General features: G+C 72.5%; 21 protein-coding genes. 13 read left to right on the top strand and 8 right to left on the bottom strand.

Annotation, left to right across the window (positions count from 1 at the left end):
* Positions 1–112: 112 nt before the first annotated feature.
* The 5 genes from ABZ862_RS00455 to ABZ862_RS00435 all read left to right on the top strand — a co-directional run bounded on the left by ABZ862_RS00455 (position 113) and on the right by ABZ862_RS00435 (position 6,722).
* Positions 113–604 (top strand): MarR family transcriptional regulator, encoded by a 492-nt coding sequence (locus ABZ862_RS00455; protein ID WP_360949788.1) that lies wholly within the window; start codon positions 113–115, stop codon positions 602–604.
* Positions 605–722: 118 nt separating this feature from the next.
* Positions 723–2,555: a methylmalonyl-CoA mutase family protein gene (locus tag ABZ862_RS00450; protein WP_360949785.1), complete on the top strand. Its 1,833-nt coding sequence runs from the start codon at positions 723–725 to the stop codon at positions 2,553–2,555.
* Entirely contained in the window at positions 2,555–4,729 is a 2,175-nt protein-coding gene (gene scpA, locus ABZ862_RS00445; RefSeq protein WP_360949782.1) for a methylmalonyl-CoA mutase, read from the top strand. Before ABZ862_RS00450 ends, scpA begins: the two co-directional genes overlap by 1 nt.
* Before the next feature lie 7 nt (positions 4,730–4,736).
* Complete coding sequence (meaB, locus tag ABZ862_RS00440) at positions 4,737–5,723, top strand: methylmalonyl Co-A mutase-associated GTPase MeaB (protein ID WP_360949779.1); 987 nt, start codon at positions 4,737–4,739, stop codon at positions 5,721–5,723.
* Between the two features lie 183 nt (positions 5,724–5,906).
* Positions 5,907–6,722 carry a C39 family peptidase gene (locus tag ABZ862_RS00435; RefSeq protein WP_360949776.1) on the top strand — a complete coding sequence of 272 codons (816 nt, stop codon included), beginning with the start codon at positions 5,907–5,909 and terminating at the stop codon, positions 6,720–6,722.
* Between the two features lie 142 nt (positions 6,723–6,864).
* On the opposite strand, the gene ABZ862_RS00430 is transcribed toward ABZ862_RS00435, so the two are convergent.
* From ABZ862_RS00430 to ABZ862_RS00420, 3 genes are all read right to left on the bottom strand, one after another.
* Positions 6,865–7,350 carry a hypothetical protein gene (locus tag ABZ862_RS00430; RefSeq protein WP_360949773.1) on the bottom strand — a complete coding sequence of 162 codons (486 nt, stop codon included), beginning with the start codon at positions 7,348–7,350 and terminating at the stop codon, positions 6,865–6,867.
* Between the two features lie 504 nt (positions 7,351–7,854).
* Positions 7,855–8,823, bottom strand: a complete 969-nt coding sequence (locus tag ABZ862_RS00425) for an oxygenase MpaB family protein (RefSeq protein WP_360949770.1) — start codon at positions 8,821–8,823, stop codon at positions 7,855–7,857.
* Between the two features lies 1 nt (position 8,824).
* On the bottom strand, positions 8,825–9,763 hold the full coding sequence (locus ABZ862_RS00420) for an oxygenase MpaB family protein (protein ID WP_360949767.1): 939 nt from the start codon (positions 9,761–9,763) through the stop codon (positions 8,825–8,827).
* Positions 9,764–9,983: 220 nt separating this feature from the next.
* Here ABZ862_RS00420 and ABZ862_RS00415 point away from each other — a divergent pair, with 220 nt between their 5' ends.
* From ABZ862_RS00415 to ABZ862_RS00400, 4 genes are all read left to right on the top strand, one after another.
* Positions 9,984–10,616, top strand: coding sequence for a DUF6230 family protein (locus ABZ862_RS00415; RefSeq protein ID WP_360949764.1), 633 nt, complete (start codon positions 9,984–9,986; stop codon positions 10,614–10,616).
* A gap of 42 nt (positions 10,617–10,658) precedes the next feature.
* On the top strand, positions 10,659–12,221 hold the full coding sequence (locus ABZ862_RS00410; protein WP_360949761.1) for a DUF6114 domain-containing protein: 1,563 nt from the start codon (positions 10,659–10,661) through the stop codon (positions 12,219–12,221).
* 63 nt (positions 12,222–12,284) lie between these two features.
* Positions 12,285–13,178, top strand: coding sequence for an oxygenase MpaB family protein (locus ABZ862_RS00405; RefSeq protein WP_360949758.1), 894 nt, complete (start codon positions 12,285–12,287; stop codon positions 13,176–13,178).
* Entirely contained in the window at positions 13,175–14,734 is a 1,560-nt protein-coding gene (locus ABZ862_RS00400; RefSeq protein WP_360949755.1) for an aldehyde dehydrogenase family protein, read from the top strand. The genes ABZ862_RS00405 and ABZ862_RS00400 overlap by 4 nt, the downstream gene beginning before the upstream one ends.
* Before the next feature lie 52 nt (positions 14,735–14,786).
* Here ABZ862_RS00400 and ABZ862_RS00395 read toward each other — a convergent pair whose 3' ends face one another.
* Positions 14,787–15,413, bottom strand: coding sequence for a TetR/AcrR family transcriptional regulator (locus ABZ862_RS00395; RefSeq protein WP_360949752.1), 627 nt, complete (start codon positions 15,411–15,413; stop codon positions 14,787–14,789).
* 104 nt (positions 15,414–15,517) lie between these two features.
* Here ABZ862_RS00395 and ABZ862_RS00390 point away from each other — a divergent pair, with 104 nt between their 5' ends.
* On the top strand, positions 15,518–16,657 hold the full coding sequence (locus ABZ862_RS00390; protein ID WP_360949749.1) for an acyl-CoA dehydrogenase family protein: 1,140 nt from the start codon (positions 15,518–15,520) through the stop codon (positions 16,655–16,657).
* Between the two features lie 105 nt (positions 16,658–16,762).
* On the opposite strand, the gene ABZ862_RS00385 is transcribed toward ABZ862_RS00390, so the two are convergent.
* Positions 16,763–18,574, bottom strand: coding sequence for an AMP-dependent synthetase/ligase (locus ABZ862_RS00385; RefSeq protein ID WP_360949746.1), 1,812 nt, complete (start codon positions 18,572–18,574; stop codon positions 16,763–16,765).
* Positions 18,575–18,639: 65 nt separating this feature from the next.
* Positions 18,640–19,665, bottom strand: coding sequence for an LLM class F420-dependent oxidoreductase (locus tag ABZ862_RS00380; RefSeq protein ID WP_360949744.1), 1,026 nt, complete (start codon positions 19,663–19,665; stop codon positions 18,640–18,642).
* Between the two features lie 479 nt (positions 19,666–20,144).
* On the opposite strand from ABZ862_RS00380, the gene ABZ862_RS00375 reads away from it, so the two are divergent.
* Entirely contained in the window at positions 20,145–20,723 is a 579-nt protein-coding gene (locus ABZ862_RS00375; RefSeq protein ID WP_360951343.1) for a TetR/AcrR family transcriptional regulator, read from the top strand.
* Here the strand turns inward: ABZ862_RS00375 and ABZ862_RS00370 are convergent.
* Entirely contained in the window at positions 20,699–21,328 is a 630-nt protein-coding gene (locus ABZ862_RS00370) for a hypothetical protein (RefSeq protein ID WP_360949741.1), read from the bottom strand. The genes ABZ862_RS00375 and ABZ862_RS00370 overlap by 25 nt on opposite strands.
* A gap of 119 nt (positions 21,329–21,447) precedes the next feature.
* Here ABZ862_RS00370 and ABZ862_RS00365 point away from each other — a divergent pair, with 119 nt between their 5' ends.
* Together ABZ862_RS00365 and ABZ862_RS00360 are read left to right on the top strand one after the other, a co-directional pair.
* Positions 21,448–21,981, top strand: coding sequence for a phage holin family protein (locus ABZ862_RS00365; RefSeq protein WP_360949738.1), 534 nt, complete (start codon positions 21,448–21,450; stop codon positions 21,979–21,981).
* Positions 21,982–22,047: 66 nt separating this feature from the next.
* Positions 22,048–23,490: an NAD(P)/FAD-dependent oxidoreductase gene (locus ABZ862_RS00360; protein ID WP_360949736.1), complete on the top strand. Its 1,443-nt coding sequence runs from the start codon at positions 22,048–22,050 to the stop codon at positions 23,488–23,490.
* Positions 23,491–23,551: 61 nt separating this feature from the next.
* Here the strand turns inward: ABZ862_RS00360 and ABZ862_RS00355 are convergent, their stop codons facing one another.
* Entirely contained in the window at positions 23,552–24,985 is a 1,434-nt protein-coding gene (locus ABZ862_RS00355) for an ATP-binding protein (RefSeq protein ID WP_360949733.1), read from the bottom strand.
* Between the last annotated feature and the right edge of the window lie 129 nt (positions 24,986–25,114).

Here is a 25,114-nt window from a genome sequence, read left to right as displayed (position 1 = left end):
CCAGGATCAGATCATCCAAATTTGAATGACCTCAAGCTAGCCGGTCATCCAAATGTGGACAACCCCCCGGTGGCGCCTCATTCAAAAATGGACAACGCGGTAGACTCACCCCATGGCCGAGCCCGCAGAACCCGCCGCCGACCAGCCCGGGTGCCCTTCCGCGCAGGGCGGCGGACTGCTCCCGGCGGAGCTGCGCGCCTGGATGATCCTCACGGCGGCGACCGGGGCGGTGGAGCAGGAGCTGCGGTCCGTGGTCAAGGGGGCCCTGGGCGTCTCGCACGACGAGTTCCTGGTGCTGTGCCTGCTGGCCGAGCAGCCCGCCGACGGTCTGCGCATGACGCGGATCGCGGAGCTGCTGGGCCGTCCCAAGACCCGGCTGACGTATCAGATCGCCTGTCTCCAGCACGCCGGACTCGTCACCCGCAAGGCGGTCTCCGGGGACCGGCGCGGTGTGGAGGTCGCCCTCACCGGCAAGGCCCGCGAGCTGCTCTCGGACGCCTCCGGGACGCTCGCCGAGACCGTCAAACGGGCGGTGGAGCAGTTCGTCGGCCCCGCTCAGCGCGAGGCGGTCCACGGTCTGCTGCCCGGACTCGTGGAGCACTGACACCGTGCCGCGCAACCCGCGGCGCGCGCTCCGGGAGGCCCACGTCACAACCCCGGCGAGGGCAAGGTCACAGGCTCCGTACCGCCCCGGCTTTAGTCCGCGCACCTAGCATCCGAGCATGACGGTCTTGCCTGAGAACGGGCTCTCCCTGGCCGCCGAGTTCCCTGACGCGACACATGAGCAGTGGCAACGCCTCGTCGAGGGTGTACTGCGCAAGTCGGGCAAGGAAGTCTCCGGCACGGCCGCAGAGGAGGCCCTGTCCACGACGCTGGAGGACGGGCTGCGCACCCGGCCCCTCTACACCGCGAACGATCCCGACGACGGCACCGGACGCGGCCCCGTGCCCGACCCGGGCTTCCCCGGCTTCGCCCCGTACGTACGGGGCGGCCGTGCCGAGGGGAACCTCACCGGCGGCTGGGACGTGCGCCAGCGCCACACGGCGGCACGGGGCGGCGCGGTCCTCACGGACCTCGAGAACGGCGCGACCTCCCTGTGGCTGGTCACCGGCGACGGCGGGATCCCCGTCACCTCGCTGGGCGCCGTCCTGGAGGGCGTGCACCTCGACCTGGCCCCGGTCGTCCTCGACCCGGGTGCCGAGGCCGAGGCCGCCGCCCGCGAGCTGTGGCGCGTCCACGAGGAGCGCGGGGTCGCCGCGAAGGAGGCCCGGGGCAACCTCGGCGCCGACCCGCTCGCCCACGAGGCCCGCACCGGCGAGGCGCTCGGCCTCGCCCCGGCCGCCGCACTCGCCCTGCGCTGCGCCGAGGGGTACCCGGGACTGCGGGCCCTCACGGTGGACGCGCTGCCCTACCACGAGGCGGGCGGCTCGGCCGCGCAGGAGCTGGGCGCCTCCCTCGCCACCGGCGTCGCCTATCTGCGCGCGCTGACCGAGGCCGGGCTGCCGGTGGAACAGGCCCTCGGCCAGCTGGAGTTCCGCTACGCCGCCACCGCCGACCAGTTCCTCACCGTGGCCAAGCTGCGCGCCGCCCGGCGGCTGTGGGCGCGGGTCGCCGAGGTGAGCGGCGCGAAGGGCGCGGGCGCCCAGCTCCAGCACGTGGTGACGTCCCCGGTGATGATGTCGAGGCGCGACCCCTGGGTGAACATGCTGCGCACCACGGTCGCCACCCTGGCCGCCGGGGTCGGCGGCGCCGACTCCGTGACGGTGCTGCCGTTCGACCACGCGCTGGGCCTGCCGGACGCGTTCGCGCGCCGTATCGCCCGCAACACCTCGGCGATCCTGATCGAGGAGTCCCATCTGGCGCGGGTGATCGACCCGGCGGGCGGCTCCTGGTACGTGGAGCGGCTGACCGACGAACTCGCCCACGCGGCCTGGGAGTTCTTCCGCGGGATCGAACGGGACGGCGGCCAGGCGGCCGTACTGCGCTCCGGCCGGCTCGGCGAGGACCTGGCCGAGACCTGGCAGGCGCGCAGCGCGAGGCTCGCCACCCGGCGCGAACCGGTCACCGGGGTCAGCGAGTTCCCGGATCCGGCGGAGAAGCCCATGACGCGCGAGCCGGCGCCCGCACCGCCGTCCGGCGGGCTGCCCCGGGTGCGGCGCGACGAGGCGTTCGAGGCGCTGCGGGCCCGCTCCGACGCCCATCTCGCGGCGACGGGCAGCCGTCCCCGGGTCTTCCTGGCCACGCTGGGACCGGCCGCCGCGTACACCGCGCGGGTCACGTTCGCCGCGAACCTCTTCCGGGCGGGCGGCATCGAGCCGGTCACCGACGGCCGGTTCGAGGACAGCGGCGCCACCGAGGCCGTCCTGTGCTCCAGCGACGCGCTGTACGGGGAGCAGGCCGAGCAGACCGCCGCGGCGCTCAAGTCGGCCGGTGCGGCGCAGGTGTTCCTCGCGGGCCGCCCGGCCGGGTACCCGACGGTCGACGCGTACGTCTTCGCGGGCTGCGACGCCGTGGCCGTGCTGTCCGCGACCCTCGACCGCATGGGAGTGTCCTGATGGGAATCCCCGACTTCTCCGGGATCGGCCTGGGGACCCCGGCCGCCGAGGGCGGCGCGGACGCCTGGCACACGGCCCTCGAGGCGGCCACCGGCTCCGGGGAGCCGCTGTGGGAGACGCCCGAGGGCATCGCCGTCAAGCCGCTCTACACCGGCCGTGACCTGGAGGGCCTGGACTTCCTGGGCACCTACCCGGGCATCGCGCCGTATCTGCGCGGCCCTTACCCGACGATGTACGTCAACCAGCCCTGGACGATCCGCCAGTACGCGGGCTTCTCCACCGCCGAGGAGTCCAACGCGTTCTACCGGCGCAACCTGGCCGCCGGGCAGAAGGGTCTGTCGGTCGCGTTCGACCTTCCCACGCACCGGGGTTACGACTCCGACCACCCGCGGGTGACCGGTGACGTCGGCATGGCGGGCGTGGCGATCGACTCGATCTACGACATGCGCCAGCTGTTCGACGGGATCCCCCTCGACCGGATGACCGTGTCGATGACGATGAACGGTGCCGTGCTGCCGGTGCTGGCGCTGTACATCGTGGCGGCGGAGGAGCAGGGCGTGCCGCCGGAGAAGCTGGCGGGGACCATCCAGAACGACATCCTCAAGGAGTTCATGGTCCGCAACACGTACATCTATCCGCCGAAGCCGTCGATGCGGATCATCTCCGACATCTTCGCGTACACCTCGCAGCGGATGCCGCGCTACAACTCCATCTCGATCTCCGGGTACCACATCCAGGAGGCGGGCGCGACGGCCGATCTGGAGTTGGCCTACACCCTGGCGGACGGAGTGGAGTACATCCGGGCGGGGCGCGAAGCCGGCCTGGACGTCGACGCGTTCGCGCCGCGGCTGTCCTTCTTCTGGGCGATCGGCATGAACTTCTTCATGGAGATCGCCAAGCTGCGGGCGGCCCGGCTGCTGTGGGCGAAGCTGGTCGCCCAGTTCGAGCCGGAGAACACCAAGTCGCTCTCCCTGCGCACCCATTCGCAGACGTCGGGCTGGTCGCTGACCGCGCAGGACGTGTTCAACAACGTGACGCGCACCTGTGTCGAGGCGATGGCCGCGACGCAGGGCCACACCCAGTCGCTGCACACCAACGCCCTCGACGAGGCCCTCGCCCTGCCCACCGACTTCTCGGCGCGCATCGCCCGCAACACCCAGCTCCTCATCCAGCAGGAGTCGGGCACCACCCGGGTCATCGACCCGTGGGGCGGCAGCGCCTACGTCGAGAGGCTCACCCACGACCTCGCGCGCCGCGCCTGGGCGCACATCCAGGAGGTCGAGGAGGCGGGCGGCATGGCGCAGGCCATCGACGCCGGCATCCCCAAGCTGCGGGTGGAGGAGGCGGCGGCCCGCACCCAGGCCCGGATCGACTCCGGGCGGCAGCCGGTGATCGGGGTCAACAAGTACCTGGTGGACAGCGACGAGCAGATCGACGTCCTCAAGGTCGACAACTCCTCGGTGCGCGCGCAGCAGATCGAGAAGCTGCGGCGGCTGCGCGCGGAGCGCGACGAGGGCGCCTGCCGGGACGCGCTGGACGCGCTGACCCGGGCGGCGGACGGCGACGGCAACCTGCTGGAGCTCGCGGTGCGCGCGGCCCGCGCCAAGGCGACCGTCGGCGAGATCTCCGACGCCCTGGAGAAGGTCTACGGCCGGCACGCGAGCCAGATCCGTACGATCTCCGGCGTGTACCGCAACGAGGCAGGAGAGTCCCCGGACGTGGACCGCACCCGGGCCCTGGTGGACGCCTTCGACGAGGCCGAGGGGCGCCGTCCGCGCATCCTGGTCGCGAAGATGGGGCAGGACGGCCACGACCGCGGCCAGAAGGTGATCGCGACCGCCTTCGCCGACCTCGGCTTCGACGTCGACGTCGGCCCGCTGTTCCAGACCCCGCAGGAGGTCGCCCGGCAGGCGGTGGAGGCCGACGTCCATGTGGTCGGCGTGTCCTCGCTGGCCGCCGGGCACCTCACCCTCGTACCGGCACTGCGCGAGCAGCTCGCCGAGGAGGGCCGGGAGGACATCATGATCGTGGTCGGCGGGGTGATCCCGCCGCAGGACGTGCCGACGCTGCTGGAGATGGGCGCCACGGCCGTGTTCCCGCCCGGGACGGTGATCCCGGACGCGGCGTACGACCTGGTGAAACGTCTTGCGGCCGGCCTCGGCCACGAGCTCTAGGATCCCCGTGGCAGCGATGGACCGGGACGCGTACGTGAAGGGTGTGCTCGACGGGAGGCGGGCGGTCGTGGCCCGCGCCGTCACGCTCGTCGAGTCCACCCGGCCGCAGCACCGGGTGCTGGCGCAGGAGGTACTCACCGAGCTGCTCCCGCACAGCGGCCGGGCGCGGCGCATCGGTGTCAGCGGGGTGCCGGGCGTGGGCAAGTCGACGTTCATCGACGCGTTCGGCACGCTGCTGACCTCGCTGGGCCACCGGGTGGCGGTGCTCGCCGTCGACCCGTCCTCGACCCGTACCGGAGGCTCCATCCTGGGTGACAAGACCCGGATGGAGCGCCTGGCGGTGGACCCCGCGGCCTTCGTCCGGCCGTCCCCGAGCGCGGGCACGCTGGGCGGGGTCGCCAAGGCCACCCGGGAGTCCATGGTGGTGATGGAGGCGGCCGGGTACGACGTGATCCTGGTGGAGACGGTCGGCGTCGGCCAGTCGGAGACGGCGGTCGCCGGCATGGTGGACTCCTTCCTGCTGCTCACCCTGGCCCGCACCGGGGACCAGCTCCAGGGCATCAAGAAGGGGGTGCTGGAGCTGGCCGACGTGATCGCCGTCAACAAGGCGGACGGCCCGCACGAGCGCGACGCGAAGGCCGCCGCCCGTGAACTGTCGGGCGCGCTGCGGCTGATGCACGGCAAGGACCCCTTCTGGGCGCCTCCGGTGCTCAGTTGCAGCGCCCGCGAGTCGACCGGCCTCGAAGTCGTCTGGGAGCGCCTGGAACAGCACCGCTCCCTGCTGGACTCCACGGGACGGCTCGCCGCGAAGCGGCGCGACCAGCAGGTCGGCTGGACCTGGTCGATGGTCCACGACGAACTGCTGACCCGGCTGCGCTCCGACCCGGCGGTACGGGAGCTGACGCCGGACCTCGAAGCGGCCGTACGGGAGGGCCGGCTGACGGCGACCCGCGCGGCGGAACAGATCCTGAAGGCGTTCGGCCAGGCCGGCTGAGACCGCGGTCCCAGACCCGCCGAACCGTGCGGAAGCCCCGCGGTGGCCGGGCGGCGAAAGGGACCGGACGCCCTGCCGAGCGGTGTTTCGCCCGTACGGCGCACGAGCGCGGGCCCGGCACGGCGACGTCACATAAAGTGGTGGCAAGTGACTCGGGGTAGCAGTCCCAAGGAGGACGACCTCATGCGGACAAAGCCGTCGAAGAGTCCGACGCTCCGAATACCCCCCGGCCCGCAGACCGCCCGGATGACGGCCTGCGGCCTGGCTCTCGGCACCGTGCTCCTGGCGCAGGGCACCCCGGCCCTGGCGCTGGCCCCCGACGGCGTGCCGTCGCGGCAGACCTCGCCGGCCCTCTCCGCGCCGGGGAACCCGGCGCACCCCGCCCAGTCTCCGACCCGGCCGCGCTCGGCCGTGTCATCGAGTGACGTCCCCCTCTACGGCATGCAATTGCGCAACGACTGCGAGGCGACGGCCCTGCGCATGGTCCTCGCCGCGCGCGGTGTCCGGGCCACGGACCAGGAGATCCTGAACCGGATCGGGGTCGACCGGGTCCACTACCGGTTCGGCGACTCCGGGCCGTTGTCCGGTGACCCGTTCCGCTCCTTCGTGGGAGACCCGAACGGTTCGGAGGTCGCGGGTACCGGGTTCGGCGTCTACCATCCGCCGGTGGCGGCCGCGGCCCGCTCCTACGGGCTCGGCGTGTCGGCGGCGGGGCAGGGCATCTCGCTGGACCTGCTGCGATCCCAGGTCACGCAGGGTCATCCGGCGATCGTCTGGGTCGACTACCTGTGGCGCCGGGCGGCACTCACGTCCTACACGGCCTATGACGGGACCCGCGTCCCGTACGCCGGGCCCGCGGAGCACAGCGTCGTCGTCACCGGATTCTCCGGCGGCACCGTGACGGTCAACGACCCCGCCCGGGGCAGGCTGTCCCTCCCCCTGGCCTCGTTCGCCGGCGCGTACGCCACCTACGGGAACATGGCCGTGATCGTGCAGTGACGGTGGACGTCCCCTCCGGCGGCACACGGTCGTCCCAGGGCTTGCCCCGCCACGGCCGTGTGCCGTGGCGGGGCAAGGAGGAAGTACGGGCAAGCCGGGTCAGGAACCGACCGCGTTCGGCAGCACCCGCTCGCGACGCGCTCTACTGGTTGCAGCGGGCTTTGTAGTTGACGTCGTAGGCGTCATTGAAAGCGCCCACGTACAGCGAGTTCCCGGTCGGCTTCAGCAGCGCCTTGTAGTTGTCGCCGTGGTAGGTGCAGAGCGGTCCGTCCAGCGTCCCGGCCGTCCGTCCGTCCTGCGTACCCTGGGCCTGCGTAGGTCCTACTCCCGCTCCCCCCTCGTTGCAGCGGGCTTTGTAGTTGACGTCGTAGGCATCGTTGAAAGCGCCCACGTACAGCGAGTCCCCGGTCGGCTTCAGCAGCGCCTTGTAGTTGTCGCCGTGGTAGGTGCAGAGCGGTCCGTCCAGCGTCCCGGCCTGCCGTCCGTCCTGCGTGCCCTGGGCCGGTGTGGGAGAGACGGTCACCACTGAGGTGTCCGCGGCCTGTGCGACGGCCGCAGGTGCGAGGGCCAGGGCGGCGGCCGCGATCAAGGGGCTCGCCGCCAGTGCGAGGGTTCGCTTCGCGCGCATAGGTATCTCCTCTTTCGACACCGTCAAGCATGGATGTTCGTCGATGGTCGAACCATGACGTGCACGACTTGGACCGGAGAACCGCATCGGTATATCGATGCGATGTGCTGACATCATCCGGATCGTGGATTCAGACGCCGACTTCTCTGCTCACGGGAATTCCCGCATGCGCGGCGTCTTCAATTCGACCGTACCGAGGCGTAATGGAGGTGTCCACTTATGGCCTAACGAATCGGCGCACGTTCATGCCGGTAAATTGTTGACGGTTGGCCTTGATTCGCCGGTGATCGCGGATGAGCCCGTTCCGGCTTCGGGCAACGGGCGGTCCACTTCGCGTCCTGGGCATCTGACGGACCTGCTGTCCGGGCGCTCTGCCGCCGACGGCCCGGGTGGAGGAGAAGACGACTCCACCCGGGCCGTCGCCCAGTGAACCGCCTCACGCTCCGCGCGGGACAGGGCCGTTGGGCCCCACTCCGTCACACGGGCGGCAGGCGGGGCTCGACGTCACGCGCGGGACGCGGCGCGGCGGGCCTCGTAGGCGAGCGGGAGGTAGCGCAGGCGTTCGGGGAGCCGGGGGACGACGGTGCGTACGACGGCGCCGAAGCGGCGCAGCCGGCGCTCGTCCCGGTCGGTCCAGGCCAGGCCGAAGTGCTCGCGGGCGACGGGCGGGAGCAGGCCGGTGGTGACGAAGACGTGCAGCCGCGCGAGGGGCGGGTGGATGACGGGCCACAGGGCCCGCAGCCGGCGGGACGCGCCGTCGGGCGGCGGGATCGGCCGCCGCGGGTCGAGCAGTTCGGACACGACGACCGTCTTCTCCAGTTCCTCGTGGAGCATGGCGTCGAAGTACGGCCAGTACTCCTCGACCGTGGCCGGCATGTCGCGCCGGTTGATGCCGAGGATGTCCCCGAGCCGCAGCAACTCGTCGTAGAGACGGCGTTGTTCGGCGGCGTCGAGGGGGCGGGAGAGGTAGTGGGCGGCCTGGAGGAAGGACGGGAAGGCGGTGGCGTGCACCCAGGCGTAGTAGGACGGGGTCAGCGCGTGGTAGGCGCGGCCGTGGGTGTCCTTGCCGCTGATGGTCTTGTGCACCGTGCGGAGCCTGCGGCCCTCCTCGATGGCCCGCTGTCCGCCGTAGACCCACAACTGGAGTGATTCCAGGGAGCGCTGGGCGCGGCCCCAGGGGTCGGTGCGGAAGACGGAGTGCTCGTCGACACCGGCTCCGACGGCCGGGTGGGCGACCTGGAGGAGTACGGCGGCGGGGAGGGAGAAGAACAGGCGGACGTCGCCGGCGATGTCCCAGAGGAGGGAGCCGGGCGCGAAGGGGACGGGGTCGTCCGCGTGCCGGACGGCCGTGCCGGTGCCGTCGGGTGCGGGGCGGGAGCCTGTGCTGTCACGTCCGCCGCGGGTGCCGTCGGCGGCGTCCGTGCGGGCGCCGGCGTCCGGGCCGGTGTGGGTACGTGCGGGCTCGGCGGTCATGTCACCACGCTCCGAGAGGGCGCCGTTCGGCCGGGTCGGTGCCCGGCCGGTGGGTCGCCCAGTAGGCGATGAGAAGGGATGTGGCGATCCTGAACGGCGGCGGGACGAGAGCCGTCAGGATGCGCACCAGGCGGGCGAAGCGGCGCAGGGCGCGTTCCTGGCGTCCGCTCCAGTCCAGGTGCAGCCGTTCACGCAGGACCGGCGGCAGGGTGCCGACGGTGACCAGCAGCGCGTAGTGCGCCGCGAGCCGCGCCAGGGGCGTCCAGAGGAAGCCGGGTATCCAGCGGTACGGCTTCGCGGGGTGGCTCAGTTCGTCGAGGACGTCCTGCACCGACTGGTTGTGCTCCAGGCGGTTGGCCACCATGTCGTCGTAGTACTCGGTGAACGACGGCCAGTCCGGCGGAAGGTGATGTTCCTTCAGGCCCCACACGCGGCCGACGTCTCGCATTCCCCGGTAGTACGAGGCCAGTTCGGTGTCCGACATGCCCTTGCCGAACAGGCGCTGCGCGTCGACGGGGCCCTTGACGAGGGTCGCGTGCACCCAGTGGTACGCCTCCGGGTTGAGGGCGTGGTAGCGGCGGCCCTCGGAGTCGGTGCCCTTCATCGGGGCGTGCACATGGATGAGGCGGCGGGCCTCGGCGGTGGCGGCCCGCTGGCCTCCGTAGACGACCGTGGTGAGCGAGAGCAGGGTGCGGATCAGGCGGCCCCAGGGGTCGGCGCGGAAGGCGCTGTGGTCCGCGACCCCCGCCCCGACCACCGGGTGCGAGACCTGCAGGAGCAGCAGCTGGGGCGCCATGAAGGTGGCGCGGGCGTCACCGAAGTAGCGCCAGACCGCCCCGCCCCGGCGGGGGGCGCGGATCTGCGAGGGGACCGGCGCGGAGACCTCGGCCGGGTGCGGCGCGGTGTGCGCCGCCCTGGGCGACGCGTCCTCGAATGGCATGCGGGGCAGGTTGACCGATCCGTCTGACGTGTGCGGCACGCCCGTCATGACGCCTCCGTTTCTCCGTCGTGTCCGGAGTATTGACGTGGCGCGTGAAACAAGTCAATAGTTTTTGTATCTTCGACTCTTCCCGATGGAATCCCCGGATCCGGCACGGCACCACCCCTCCCCGCATGCCCCCTTATCTCCCCCTAGCGGGACTATCGACAAGGAACCCCACATGAGGGACAGAGCTGCACATGACGGCACCACCCCTTCCGGCGAAGGGCGTACGTACTGGAAGCGCAGCGCCCTGCTCTTCGTCCCCTGCGTAGCCGCCGTGGGCGCCCTGGGGATCGCGCTGGCCGAAGGCGCGGTCGCCGCGTCGTTCGCCGTGTCCGGCGCCGCGTTCAAGGTGTCCGCCTCGGAGATCACCGCCGAGGGCGTGTCCACGTTCCCGTCCTCCATCGGCAGCTCCTCAAGCGACGCCAAGCCGGTCCTGCTGGCCGCCGTCAAGAACGGCACCGTCTCGAACACCTGCGTCTCGCTCAGGCAGAAGCTGCCCCTGGTCGGGGAGGTCTCCATGCTGGTGCACTCGGGCGCCGACAAGCCGCTCGCGGGCAGCAACCTCGTGGTGAACGCCGACGCCCTCACCAGCGGCGGCGGCAAGGTCACCGGCGTCCAGGCCGGCCGGGACGCGTCGACCCTGGACGGCGCGCCCGGGGTGACCGGGCCGAAGGGCACGTTCGGCGTCCAGGCGGACACCGCGACCGCGCACGACGTGCACAGCACCGCGTACTCGGCCAACGGCGGCACGCTGACGCTGGAGAAGCTGGACATCGAGTTCAGCCGCAGCGGCAAGCAGTGCTTCTGACGGCGACGACGAGAGGACTGCGAGAGACGGACGGACTCGGTCATGTTCGGATTCGTTGCCGGCTTCCTGTCGGAGCTCGCCCGGGAGACCGGTGCCTGGCTCGACCGGATCCTGCCCGCGCCCCGGCTGCGGCGCGCCCTGCGCGGCTGGCGCAGGACACGGCCGTTCTGGGCCGCGGTGTGGGTGATCGCGGGCGGTGTGGAGATGGTCGCCATCCCGCTCGCCCCGCTGCCGCTGATGATCAAGGTCGGGGTGGGCGCCATGTCGGCCGTCGGCATCAGCGTCGTCCTCGTCGCGGGCGGGGTCTTCTTCCTCGTCAAGCCCGAACAGCGGATGTTCGTGTCGATCGTCACCGCCGTCGCATCGCTGACGTCCATGGCGACGACGAACCTCGGCGGCTTCGGCATGGGCATGATGGCGGGGCTGGTGGGGTCGTCGATGGCGTTCGGGTGGCTGCCGAAGCCCGGACACGCGTTGGGGGAGGAGACCGGCCCGGACGCGGAGACGGCGAACGGCGGGGCGGCGGCACCCGCCGGTGAGGTGCCCGCGACGACCGCCGCGGCGGCGACCGCGGCGACCGGTACGGGCACGGGCACGGCGACCGCGGCGGCGGAAGGAAGGCACCGCCTCCCAAAAGGGGATGAGGGCCGTGCCGCCGCCGCGGCGTCCGGCGGGGGCCGCCCGGCCCGGAGCGCCGGGCGCCGGGCCCGGACGCGGGGTGCGGTCCTCTTCGCCCTGAGCACGGCGCTGTCGGCGGCCATGCTCCCGGCCACCGCCAGTGCCGCCACCGCCGAGCCGGGCACCGGTCTCTTCCCGTTCCCGTGGCCGACGTTCAGCTGGCCGTGGGACACCGGTCAGGGCGGTACGACGTCCCCGTCGCCGTCGCCGTCACCGTCTCCCTCCCCGACCGGCACCGGCACCGGCACCGGCACCGGGGCGGGGTCAGGGACGTCCGCCCCCGCCCCCTCCGCCAGCCCCTCCCCCGGCGCCACGTCCAAAGGCACCCAGGTCACCCTCCCCTGCCTCACCGGAGTGGACACCGGCGGCCTGCCGGACCCCGGCATCCCGGCGGCGGAGCCGGGCAGGATGCCCACCGACTCCGGCGACCTCACGGCCCTGCGCCCGCCCGTCGTCATCGGCGCGCAGCCGGGCCGCCCCCGGGCCACGTACCCGGTCAACAAGGTGTACCCGGAGGTCGGCGCCGACAGCCTGACCGCCTACGGGGCGATCATCCACGGCGCGACCTACCTCGCGACGGCCGACGGCGGCCGGATGAAGGTCCTGTGGGTGCACGCGGACCGGCTGGTCGCCGACAACTACGCCTTCCGGCTCAGGACCGGCGGCCAGGTCCAGACGATCGACACGGACCTCGACATCCCGCAGGTCGACATCTACGTCACCCGGCTCACCGGCTCGATCACCATCCCGTTCATCAACGTGTCCACCCCGCGCATCTGCATCGGCGCGGACATCGTCCCGGCCAACCTGCCGATCGCCGTACAGCTCCCCAAGCTGTCGGTCACCGCCGTGGAGGCCGGACAGGTCCTGGTGGACGCCGAGACGGTCAACTTCTCCGATCTGAGCGCGCACACCGGCACGAGCTAGTGCCCCGGCAGGCACGGGGACCAGGCACACCCCTCACACAGGAGAAGGAGGCACACCGTGGTCATGAGCCGTTACGGCCGGCTCCGCCGGATCCGGCAACTGGACCCGCACCAGGACTACGAACAGATCTTCCGGCTGCTCACCGACTACGAGTTCCCCTGGGACTACCGGCAGGGCGTCGCGATCGCGTTCCTGCGCGACTACGGCGTCCCCCGCATCTCCCGACTGCTCGACCGCACGCAGGAGTTCGAGCGCGCCGGACAGAAGCGGTACGACGACACCGTACTGATCGCCTACGAACTGGTCCGCGACGGCATGGACTCCGACCACGGCCGCTCCACCGCCCGCCACCTCAACCGGATCCACGGCCGTTACCAAATACCGAACGAGGACTACCTCTACGTCCTCGCCACCACGGTGGTCGGGCCGAAGCGCTGGATCGACCGCTACGGCTGGCGCCCCCTGGTCTGGCAGGAGACCGAGAGCCTGGCCCAGGTCGGGCGCCGGATGGGCGAGATGATGGGCATCACCGGCCTCCCGGACGACTACGCGGGCTTCGAGCAGCTCCTGGACTCCTACGAGAAGGAGATGTTCGCGTACGACCCCGCCAACAGGCGCGTGGCGGCGGCGACCTTACGGGTCATCACGGGCTGGTTCCCGCGCCCGCTGCGTCCCGCCGTGGTGCGCGCCTCGCTCGCCGTCCTGGACGAACCCCTGCTCACCGCCCTCGGTCTCCCCCCGCAGCCCCGCTGGCTGCGCGACACCGCCCACCGCGCGCTGCGGGCCCGCGCCAGGGCCGTACGGCTGATGCCGGCGCGCCCCGGCTGGTGGCCGAGCCGCCCGAAGCCCCGTACCTACCCCTTCGGCTGGACGCTCGACGACCTGGGCCCGCACTGGGCGCAGAACAGGCCGCTGGAGCCCCTGGCCGAGGAGACGACACGAACGGAACAGCGATGACGGACACGACCCGGAACACCACGGCGCACGCCCCCGCCGAGGTGCACATCCCAGCGGAGGCGCACCACCTCGTGGAGACGTTCACCACCCGCTCCCCCGCCACCGGCGAGCCGCTGGCGGACCACCCGGTCCACGGCGCGGAGGACATCGCGCGGTCGGTCGCCCGCGCCCGTACCGCGGCCGCCCGCTGGGCGGCCCTCCCGGCCGGTCAGCGCCGCGCCCATCTCCTTTCCTGGAAGCGGCAGTTGGCGGCGTCACTGGACCGGGTGGCGGAGACGGTGGCGGAGGAGACCGGAAAGCCGCGCCAGGACGCCGAGCTGGAGGTGCTGCTGACCCTGGAGCACCTGAACTGGGCGGCCCGCAACGCGGAACGGGTGCTGCGGAGGCGCCGGGTCCGCCCGGGACTCGCGGCGGTGAACCAGTCCGCGTCCCTCGCCTACCGCCCGCTCGGTGTGATCGGCGTGATCGGCCCCTGGAACTACCCGGTCTACACCCCGATGGGCTCCATCGGGTACGCGCTGGCGGCGGGCAACGCGGTCGTCTTCAAGCCCTCCGAGTACACCCCCGCGACGGGCGCGCTCCTCGCCGAGCTGTTCGAGACGGCCGTACCGGAGTTCGCGGGCCTGTTCACCGTGGTCACCGGGGCGGCCCCGACCGGCGACGCGCTGACCCGCTCGGGTGTCGACAAGGTGGCCTTCACCGGCTCCCCGGGCACGGCCCGCAAGGTGATGGCGGCGTGCGCGGCCTCCCTGACCCCCTTCCTCGCGGAGGCGGGCGGCAAGGACGCGGTGATCGTGACGGCGGACGCGGACCTCGACGCGGCGGCCGACGCGATCGTGTGGGGCGCGATGGGCAACGCGGGCCAGACCTGCGCGGGCGTGGAACGCGTGTACGCGGTGCGGCAGGTGCACGCGGAGCTGGTGGAGAGGGTCGTGGCGCGGGCCCGTGCGCTCCACCCCGGCACGGGCCCGGAGGCGACGTACGGTCCCATGACGATGCCGGACCAGACGGCGGTGATCCGGCGCCATGTCCACGACGCCCTGGCGGCGGGCGCCGGCGCGGCGCTGGGCGGCCCGGACTCGGTGCCCGAGGGCGACGCCGGGGGCTTCGTCGCACCGGTCGTCCTGGTCGGCGTACCGGAGGACTCACCGGCGATGACGGAGGAGACGTTCGGCCCGACGGTCGCGGTGAACGCGGTGGCGGACGTCGACGAGGCCGTGCAGCGGGCCAACGCGTCGCGCTACGCGCTCGGCGCGGCGGTGTTCTGCGGCAGCCGCCGCACCGGCGCGGCGATCGCGGCCCGGCTGCGGTCGGGTGCGGTGTCGGTCAACTCGGTGCTCGGCTTCGCCGCCGTACCCGCGCTGCCGTTCGGCGGTTCGGGCGACTCGGGCTTCGGCCGGATCCACGGGGCGGAGGGCCTGCGGGCGTTCACGGCACCGCAGTCGATGACCGTCCGCCGCTTCGCCTCCCCGGTGGACCTGACGTCGTTCAGCACCCCGGCGGCGGCGAAGGCGCGCGCGATCGCCCTGATGCGCAAGCTGCACACGCGGCGCTGACCCGCCTGCGGGGCGCCGGACCGCCGGCGGTGCGGGCCTGACGGCGGTCCGTTCAGGCGTCCAGCAGCGGGGTGAGATAGCGGCGGGCGAAGGCGCGGGCCTGCTCCTCGTCGTCGAGTTCGATGCAGCCGGCCGGGTTGAGGAGGAAGGACACGGCGATGCGCACCATCAGCTCGGCCACCGGCCGGGGGTCGGACTCGGGCCGTCCCTCGGCCTGCTGGGCGCGCCGCAGATGCCCGGTGAGGTACTCGGTGGTGGCGGTGAGGGAGGAACTGCCCTGAACGGTGAAGTAGGGCAGCACGACTTCCGGCTCCAGCCGCAGCAGTCCCCCGAACAGCGGATGGGCGCGGGTGTGGCGCAGGGTGACCACGAAGCCCTCGACGACCCGGTCCGCCATGGTCGGCAGGGACGCGACGGCGGAGTCGAGCTCCTGGAAGAACCGGCTGCCCTCCCGCAGCAGGCACGCCTCCACCAGCCCGTCCTTGTTCTGGAAGCGCCGGTACACCGTCACCCGTGACACACCGGCGCGCTTGGCCACATCGTCCACCGAGGAACGGCGCAGTCCGAAGGTCGTGAACTGCTCGAGTGCGGCGTCGAGGATCCGCCGCGCCAGTTTTTCCTCGGTCTCCGGCCGGGCGATGGCCCGGGCGAGCAGCGAGTCGTTCGCAGAAATCTTCATGGTCCTTTCAAGGTACCTGCATGTGCGAGACAAGCAACACAGCTACACAGATAATAACTATGTATCTCTATCCTCAGTGGAACCACACGATTCTGGAGGCACGCATGGGAAGCCGTCTCACCCCGGAGCAGTCGGACTTCACCGCCGCCGTGAGGGACTTCGCCGCACGCGAGTGCGGGACAAAGGAGCAGCGGGACGCGCTGACCCAGAACGGCAGGGAACCCCACAACCCGAAGATCTACGCCATGCTGGCCGAGCTGGGCTGGCTCGGCGTGTGCCTGCCGGAGGAGTACGGCGGCTCCGGCGGCGGCCTCGCGGACGCGTGCGTGTTCCTCGAGGAGGTCGCGTACGGCATGGTGCCGGCCGGCGGTTTCATCACGACGGTCATCACGGCGAAGGCGTACGAACGGTTCGGCACCCAGGAGCAGAAGCGCGCCGTCCTGGGCGGCGCGGCGAACGGCACGGTCCTCTCGATCGCGATGTCGGAACCGGGCGCGGGCTCGGACGTGGGCGCGCTGCGCTGCCGGGCGGAGCGCGACCCGGACGGCACCTGGCTGGTGAACGGCCAGAAGACGTGGATCTCCAACGCCCACATCGCCGACGCCATGCTGCTGGTGGCCCGCACCTCGGGCGACAAGCACAAAGGCCTGACGATGTTCCACGTCCCGATGAGCACCCCCGGCGTGGAGGTGCGGGGCATCGAGACGATGGGCGGCCGTGAGGTGAACGACGTCTTCCTCACCGACGTCCGCCTGCCGGCCGACGCCGTGGTGGGCGAAGTGGACTCAGGCTGGGGCCAGTTGATGGCGGGCCTGAACAACGAGCGGCTGTTCCTGGCGGCCACGATGCTGGGCCTGGCCCGCCGGGCGTTCGACGACGCGGTGGCGTACGTCTCGGACCGTGAGCAGTTCGGCCGCCCGGTGGGCACGTTCCAGGCCCTGCGCCACCGCGTCGCCGACCTCGCCACGGAGATCGAGTGCACCCGCCTCCTGATCCGCGAGGTCGCCGCCGACTGCGACGCGGAACCGGCCCGGCTGTTCCCCCGGGAGGCGTCCATGGCCAAGCTCAAGGCCACGGAGACGGCGAAGCGCGTGGCCCTGGAGTGCATGCAGATGATGGGCGGCTACGGCTACGCCACCGAGTACGGCATGGAACGCCATCTGCGCGCCGCGGTGGTCTCGACGGTCTACGGCGGCACGAGCGAGATCCAGCGCGACATCATCGGCAAGACCTACGGCCTCTGACCTCGCCCCGGCCTCGACCGGCTCACGGCCGCCCCGCGTTCTCCGGCGGGGCGGCCCTCTGCCGGTCACCGGCCTTACGTCTCGGCCGGTCACCGGGCGTGTGGTTCAGGCGTCGTAGAGGTCCGTGAGTTCCGCGGTGTACTTGTCCTTGATGACCTTGCGGCGCATCTTCAGGGACGGGGTCAGTTCGCCGGTCGCGGGGCCCCATTCCCGGGGCAGGACGCGGTAGCGCTTGACCTGTTCGGTGCGGTTCAGGCGGCTGTTGGCCGCGGCCACCGCCCGCTCGATCTCGGCGAGGACGGCGGGGTGTCCGGCGAGGACCGCCGGGTCGGTGCCCGCGTCGATGCCGTGGGCCGCCGCCCACGCCGGGGCGGTCTCCGCGTCCAGGACCAGGAGGGCGACCAGGTAGGAGCGGTTGTCGCCGTGCACCAGCGCCTGGCCGATCAGGGGGTGTTCCTTCAGGGCGTTCTCCACGAGGGCCGGGGAGACGTTCTTCCCGGTCGACGTGATGATCATCTCTTTCTTCCGGTCGGTGATCCAGACGTAGCCGTCCTCGTCGATCCGGCCGATGTCGCCCGTGCTCAGCCAGCCGTCCTCCGACACCGCCGCCCGCACCGAGCCGTCCGGTTGCAGATAGCCCGCGAAGACCGACTCCCCGCGTACCTCCAGTTCCCCGTCCTCCGCCGTCCGCACCTCCACGCAGGACACCGCACGGCCCACCGAGCCCAGCCGGAAGCCGGTGCGCGGGCTGTTGGACGTCGCCACGCCCGTCGTCTCCGTCAGCCCCCACGCGTCCATGATCACGATGCCGAAGCCGGCCCAGAACCGCACCACGTCCAGCGGCATCGGCGCCGACGCGCTGGCCGCCCAGCTGACCCGGTCGAGACCGCCCAGCGCCAGCAGCGGCAGCAGCACCTGCTCCCGGCACCGCTCGTAGGCCGCCGTGAGAGCGGCCGGCGGCTCCTCGCCCCGCTCCCGGAACCCGACGAACTCGCGTGCCACGTCCGCCGCGTCCTCGACGCCCTTGCGCTGCTCGTCCGGCAGCAGCGACAGACCGGCGCGGACCGTGGCGGCCAGTTTCTCCCAGATCCTCGGCACCCCGAAGAACTGCCGCGGCCGCACCTCGCGCACCGCGTCGGCCACGGCCGCCGGGTCGGCGCAGAGATGGACGTGCGCGGCGCGGTGGCAGGGCAGGTAGATGCCGAGCATCCGCTCCGCGATATGGGCGAAGGGGAGGTAGCAGATGTGCTCGACGTGGGGCGGGAGGTCCACCACCGCGTCGAGGGCACGGGCGTTGGCGAAGACCTGCTCGTTGGTGAGGACCACGCCCTTGGGCTCGCCGGTGGTGCCCGAGGTGTAGACGACGGTCAGCGGGTCCCGCGGGGCGGCCGCGTCCAGCAGTTTGCCGAACCCCTCCGGGACCGGTTCGCGGGTGAGCGCCGCGAACGGGAGATGGGCGCCCTCCTCGCCGTCCACCGCGACGACGAGACGGTCGAGGGGGGTGTGCTCGTCCGCCAGCAGCGCGCCCCATACGGCCGCTTGCGCGGCGCCCTCCACCACCGCCGCCCGCGCCCGGCAGTTGCGGGCGATGTGGGTGATCTGCTCGGGCGCCGCCGTGCCGTAGACGCTGACGGGCACGGCGCCGAGGCGCACCAGCGCCAGGTCGGAGAGCCAGTGTTCGGGACGGTTGGACATCATCAGCAGGACGTGGTCGCCGCGGCTCACCCCGAGCGCCGCGAACCCGGCGGCGATCTGGGTCGTACGGTCGCGGACCTCCGCCCAGGTGAGCGTGGTCCACCCGGTGTCGCCGGGGGTGCGCCAGGACAGGGCGGGCAGGTCCGGGTACTCACGGGCGTTGCGCGCCAGGAGCGACGGCAGTGTCGTGCGCTCCGTCTCTTCCCCGCGTTCCGGTGTCATGGCGGCCTCCTGACGGGCTGTGCGGGTGGGGTGGTGGAAAGGGGGGAGGGGCGGTCGCCTCTGCCTCAGAGCCAGCTCTTGACCTGCTCCACGAGCCGGGCCGGGTCCGGGCCGACCGGGGTGACGTTGAGCATGGTCACGCCCGCCTCGCGGAACGCCTCGACACGCTCGCGCACATGGCCCTCGGGGCCCGCCAGGCTGACGAGTTCGCACAGTTCGGCCGGTACGGCGCTCTCCGCGTCGCGCTTGCGGCTGGCGAGGAAGTGCTCCTGGATGACGGCGGCCTCGGCCTCGTAGCCGTAGGAACAGACCAGGTCGTAGTAGAAGTTGCGGCCGGGCGCGCCCATGCCGCCGACGTAGAGGGCGATGACGGGGCGGATCAGGTCGCGGATCTGCGCGGCGTCGTCGCCGATGGCGAGCAGGCCGCCCGCCACGACCGACAGCGGCCCGAGTTCGGGGGCGCGCAGGGCCTTGCCCTCGGCGAGGGAGCCGCCCCAGACCTTGGCCGCGTGCTCCGGCACGAAGGGGAACGGCAGCCAGCCGTCGGCCAGTTCGGCGGTCATGCGGACGTTCGCGGGGCCGAGCGCGGCGACGTAGACCGGGATGGTGTCACGCACCGGGCGGGTCAGCAGCTTCAGCGGCTTGCCGAGTGTGCCGCCCTTCGACGCGGGCAGCGGCATGTCGGTGATGCCGTGGTGCTCGATCACCTCACGCCGCCAGATGCGCCGGGCGAGCTGGATCGTCTCGCGGGTGCGGCCGACGGGCTTGTCGTAGCGGCGCCCGTGCCAGCCCTCGACGACCTGCGGTCCGGACGCCCCGATGCCGAGCAGGGCCCGGCCGCCGGTGATCGCGTCGAGTCCGGCGGCGGTCTGGGCGATCAGGGCGGGGGTGCGGGAGTACACGTTGAGGATGGCCGAGCCGATCTTCAGCCGCTCGGTGCGGGCGGCCAGATAGCCCATGATCGTCGGGGAGTCGAAGCCGTACGCCTCGGCGACCCAGATCGCGTCGAGCCCCGCCGACTCCAGTGCGGCGGCCTCGTCGGCGGCGGTGCGCGGGTCACCGGCGTACTGCAGCGTGGTGGACAGTTCCATCGGTGTCCGTCCTTGGATGCGTTGCGGGCCGTTCCGGGGCGTCCCCGGGCAGCCGCGGGAATGCGACCTACTGAGCGCTCGCTAAGACGGTAGAGAGGGGCGACAGAGCGGTCAATGCCTGCAACAGGATTACTTGGAGAGGGAGTTGACAGGACGGAAACTGAACGGACGATAAGGGGGAAGACCGTCGCTCCGGCCTCCGCCGGACGTACCATGTCGCCGGTGAACACCGCACCGAGGGAGCACCGTTGAGCACGCAGCCGGACACTCAGCCGGACACGGAGCCGGACACGCGGTCGGACCTCCGGCCGGACTCGTTCCCGGACTCGCTGCCGGGCTCGCTCCCGGGCGCGCGAGCGGGCATACGGTCCGGTGGTGCGCGGCCGGCGGGACGGACCGCGGCCACCGCGAAGGCCGCGGCAGCGACGCCGACGGCGGCCCCGGGGGCCACGGCGGCACACTGGCGCGTCTACGGCCCGCTGGACCTCCACCCGATCCTGCGGCACGCGATGGAGGCGTTCAACGAGCAGGGCTACCACGGCACTTCGGTGCGGGGCATAGCCGCCCGGGTGGGTGTCACGGTCCCCGCGATCTACTACCACTACGCCAACAAGCAAGCCCTGCTGGCCACGTTGCTCGAGACCTCGATGAAGGACGTCCTCGACCGCAGCCGGGCCGCCTCGGCCCAGGCGGGCGAGGATCCGCTCGCCCGCTTCCGCTCGATGGTCGAGTCGATCGTGCTCTACATGGCCAACCGCAAGGGTCTCGCCTTCCTCGACACGGAGATCCGCAGCCTGGAACCCGCCAACCGGGCCCGCTACGTCGCCCTGCGGGACTACCTGGAGCACATGCTCCTGGACACGGTGCGGGCCGGTATCGCCGAGGGTGTCTTCACCACCCCCATCCCGGAGGACGCCGTCCGCGCGGTGCTGGTCATGTGCCAGGGCGTGGCCAACTGGTACCGCCCGGACGGCCCGCTCGCCCCGGCGGAGATCGCCGGACGCCAGGTACTGCTGAGCCTGGGGACGGTCGGCTACCGGGGGCCGGCGACGGGCTGACGTCCGGCGGCCGCGGGTGCATGTGCCGTGTCTGCGGGTGCCGTGTCCCCGCGTGACGCGGCCGCCCGGGCCGCGACCGTGGCCGTGGCGGCCAGGTCCGTGGCGAGGACCGTCGCCGCGCACCGGTCACGCAGCGCGTCCAGGGTCTCGATCTGCCGTTCCGCCCGCCCCAGCAGTTCCCCGACCCGTGCCCGGCCGATGCGCGGGTCGGTGTCCGCCAGGGCCAGCAGGGAGCGCCAGGCGCACAGCTTGCCCTCGACGCCCAGCCGCATGGCCTCCAGTTCGACGAGGTCGCTCAGGGGTGACCGCGAGACGAGGCGCCCGTTGGGCTTGAGGCGGCCCGCCTTCTCACCGAGCCAGCCGACCGCCGCCCGGTGCCGCAGCACGGGCACACCGAGATCGGTCATGATCTCCCGCAGGCTCTCCCGGTCCTGGGCGACCTCCTCAGCCAGCGCCGCCAGCGGGGGGCCGAACTCCGTGTCCCGGTGGGAGCGGGCCGCACGGCGCAGCAGCTCCGTACCGCCCGTCGCTCCGGCCAGATGGTCGTTGAGGTACACGCTGAGAAGCGGCGGGGTGCCGTGGGCTCGGAGTGACTTGCTGCTCATGAGGATCTTCCCTTCGGGACGGCGGACACGGGCGGGGGCATGGGACGGCGTACTCGCGTCGGGACGCCGGGCGCCGGGCCGCGGCGTTACGGGCCCGGAACCGCGGGTACCCGGTGCGCATGAAAGGAACCGATCACCTGGAGCATCTCGACAAACACCTGGTCGACGAGCTGGCGCAGGTGGCGCGTGAGACGATCCGCGACGAGCTGCGGGAGCAGACGCGCAGGCAGCGCCGCCGGGCGGCGTTCTACGCGGCGTCCGGCGCCGCCGCCCTGTACGCGGGCGCGGCGGTGGCGCTCGCGCTGGGCCTGGCCCTCGACATCGGCCTGCCCGGCTGGGCGGCGGCCTTGATCACCGCGGCCGTCCTGGGCGCCGTCGCGTACATGCTGCGCGCCCTGGCCCGGCCGCACGCCTCCGCGCCGTCCGGATCGGCGCCGGGCGCGGGGGCCGGAGCACATCCGGCCGAGCGGATCGGAGGAATGCCGTCGGCCGGCACGGCGGCCGGTGGCGGCGTGCCCCACCGGCCGGTCCCGCCCGTCCCGCCGATCCCGCCCGTCGTCCCCGGCACCGGGGCCGCGGAGCCGGGAGCGCCCGGTGAGGCTCCCCACGCCGGTGGCCCCCTCGATCCCGGGGAACCGCACCACAGGGCGTGACCGCGGCGGCGCGGACACGCGTTCCCCGCCCGGCAGACCCTTGTCACACCTCACGGAGGGACTACGGTGAGCCGACCTCGCATCGTGATCGTAGGAGCCGGTTTCGCCGGCTACCGCACCGCCCGCAGCCTGCAGCGGGCCGCCCGCGGCCGGGCCGAGATCACCCTGCTCAACCCGACCGACCATTTCCTGTATCTCCCCCTCCTCCCCCAGGTGGCCGCGGGGATCCTCGAGCCCCGCAGGATCACCGTGTCACTGCCCGGCACCCTGCCGGGGGTACGGCTGGTGCTGGGCGAGGCCGACGGGATCGACCTGGATGCCCGCACGGTCCACTACGCCGGGCCGGAGGGCGACGCGGGCACCCTGTGGTACGACCGTCTCGTCCTGGCCGCGGGCAGCGTCAACAAGCTGCTGCCCATCCCCGGGGTCGCCGAGCACGCCCACGGCTTCCGCGGGCTGCCGGAGGCGCTCTATCTGCGGGACCACATCACCCGGCAGATGGAGCTGGCGGCCTCCGCCGAGAACGCCGCCGCCTGCACCTCACGATGCACCTTCGTCGTGGTCGGCGCCGGGTACACCGGCACCGAGGTCGCGGCGCAGGGGCAGCTGTTCACGGCGGCCCTGCAACGCGCCCATCCTCTGCACCAGGGGATCAGCCCGCGCTGGATCCTCCTCGACGTCGCTCCCCGCGTCCTGCCCGAGCTGGACGAGCGGCTCTCCGGGACGGCGGACCGGGTGCTGCGGGACCGCGGGGTCGAGGTGCGGACGGGCAGCTCCGTGAAGGAGGCCACCGCCGACGGAGTGCTCCTGACCGACGGTGAGTTCGTCGACACCCGCACCGTGGTGTGGTGCGTGGGCGTACGGCCCGATCCGCTCGCCGAGTCCCTGGGCCTGCCGATGGAGCGCGGGCGGCTCCTCGTCGAACCGACCCTGCGGGTACCGGGCAGGCCGGAGGTGTTCGCGTGCGGTGACGCCGCGGCCGTGCCCGACCTGGAGAACCCCGGGAAGTACACGCCGGGCACCGCGCAGCACGCGTGGCGGCAGGGGAGGACCGCCGCCGCCAACATCACCGCCTCACTGACCGGCCGCGAGCTGCGGCCGTACCGGCACAAGGACCTGGGCTTCGCCGTCGACCTGGGCGGCACTCAGGCCGCCGCCAACCCGTTCGGCCTCCCCCTCTCGGGGCTGCCGGCCGGTCTCGTCACCCGCGGCTACCACCTGGCCGCCCTCCCCGGCAACCGGGTCCGCGTGGCGGCCGACTGGCTCCTGGACGCCGTACTGCCGCGTCAGGCGGTCCAGTTGGGCCTCGTACGGTCCTGGTCGGTACCGCTGGACACGGCGTCCCCGGAACTCGCCCGCATCCCGGACGCCCCCGCACGCCGCACCGACCCGACCCCCACCCACCGCGCCGCCGACGAGGGGGCCGACCCCTCCCCCATCATCACGCCGACCCCGGAACCGGCGAGGGAAGAGCCGGACCCGAAGCCGTCCGGCGGCCGGAAGCGGTAGCCGCCCCGGCACTGGCCGAGGCACGGCCCGAGGGCGCCCGAGGAGGCGCCCTCGGGTCGTCTCAGTCCCCCTGGTACAGCCGTTGCAGGTCGATCAGCTCCACATCCCCGCGCCGGCCGGCCTCACGGCGGAGATCGCCGGAGAATCCTGAACGGGCGAAGAGCAGCAGCCTGGGCAGGGCACCCACCCGCACCGCGGGCAGCAGCCCCCGCAGGTGCTCCAGCCGTTCCAGCTGGGGCAGGCCCACCGGGGCAAGTGTCCCCTTGGCCTCCCCGATCGCGGTGATCCGGTCAGCCCCGAAGGCGGGAGACTCCGCAACGACAAGATCCAGCTCGTGCCCTCGGCGGTGTTCCCTGCACGCGATCTCGGTGGGCCGCACCCGGCTCGGACGGCCGCCGAGACTCTCCGGCGCCGCGTGCTCGAAACACCACTGCCGGGCGAGTTCCTCGAAGTGGGGACCGAAGATCTTCCCCGCGACGGTGTCCGCGCTCTCCTCCCACACCTGCCCCGCCCGCCCCACCACCAGCTCCGGCTCATGCCGCTGGGTCACCAGCTGATGCAGCCGCACCACGGGCTCGGCCACCCGGAAGACACTCCGCTTCTCCCTTATGGCGTCCTCGGTCTGCTCCAGCAGTCCGATGTCCTGGAGTCCGGAGAGCAGATGCGCGAGTGCACTGCTCGGCCTTCCCAGCGCACCCGCGATCTCGGACCGCCGGTGATGACCGGCGCTCACCGCCGCGAGGACCGCGGCGTACGAGGTCGGATCCGCGATCGAGGGTTCCTCACACAGGAGCAGCCCGCCTTCACGGAACATGGCCGACGCCGGGTTGAGCGGCCGCCTGGTCACCCATCGGTCGAAGTCCGCGACGCCATCGGGCCCCGTGCCGCCGCACATCTCCTTGTACGCGGGGGTGCCTCCCAGCAACGCGTTGATTCTGAAGGCCAGTTCGGGGTCTTCCGCCACACCCCAGAAGGCCGCCGCCTCACGGAAGCGGAACGGGCGCACCACGAGTTCCATGCTCGCCCGCCCGCGCAGCGGCGCGCCCCCGCCGAGCAGCTGGGCCATCGTGGTCAGCACGCTGCCGCAGAGGATCAGCCGGGTGCGGGTGTGTTCCTTGGCATGCCCGAGCGGGCTGAGCGCCTGCTGGAGATACGAGGGCAGGGCGGGCGTCGCCGACACCAGGTACGGGAACTCGTCGATCACCAGCGGCACGGACCCGTCCTCGCCGATGCGCAGCAGCTCGTCCAGCGCGTCTCGCCAGTCACGGAACAGTACGGGGCGCCGCAGCCCCCGGTATGCGGCGTACGCCGCCCCCAGGTCGGCCAGGTTCTGCGCCTCGCTCTGCTGCGTGGCCGCGAACAGGAACCCGCCCGTCTCCCGCGCCAGCAGCTCGAGCATCAGCGTCTTGCCCTGCCTCCGGCGCCCGTGGACCAGCCCCAGCGAGGCACCCTGCTGTTCGGACCCCACGAATTCGTGCAGCTCCCGCCACTCCACCGGAGAACTGTCGTCTCATCCTCACCCACCGACCCTTTCGGGTCTGCGCGGCGCAGGCGGCCTGGCCGCGCCATGGGACCAGACCCACCCAGCACTGATACAGATCCCCCTGTACCCGCTCACCCACTG

Source organism: Streptomyces sp. NPDC047000 (assembly GCF_040644295.1).
Classification (GTDB): Bacteria; Actinomycetota; Actinomycetes; order Streptomycetales; family Streptomycetaceae; genus Streptomyces.
Note: the sequence above shows the minus strand (reverse complement) of the source record. Positions and strands in the feature narration are given on the sequence as shown.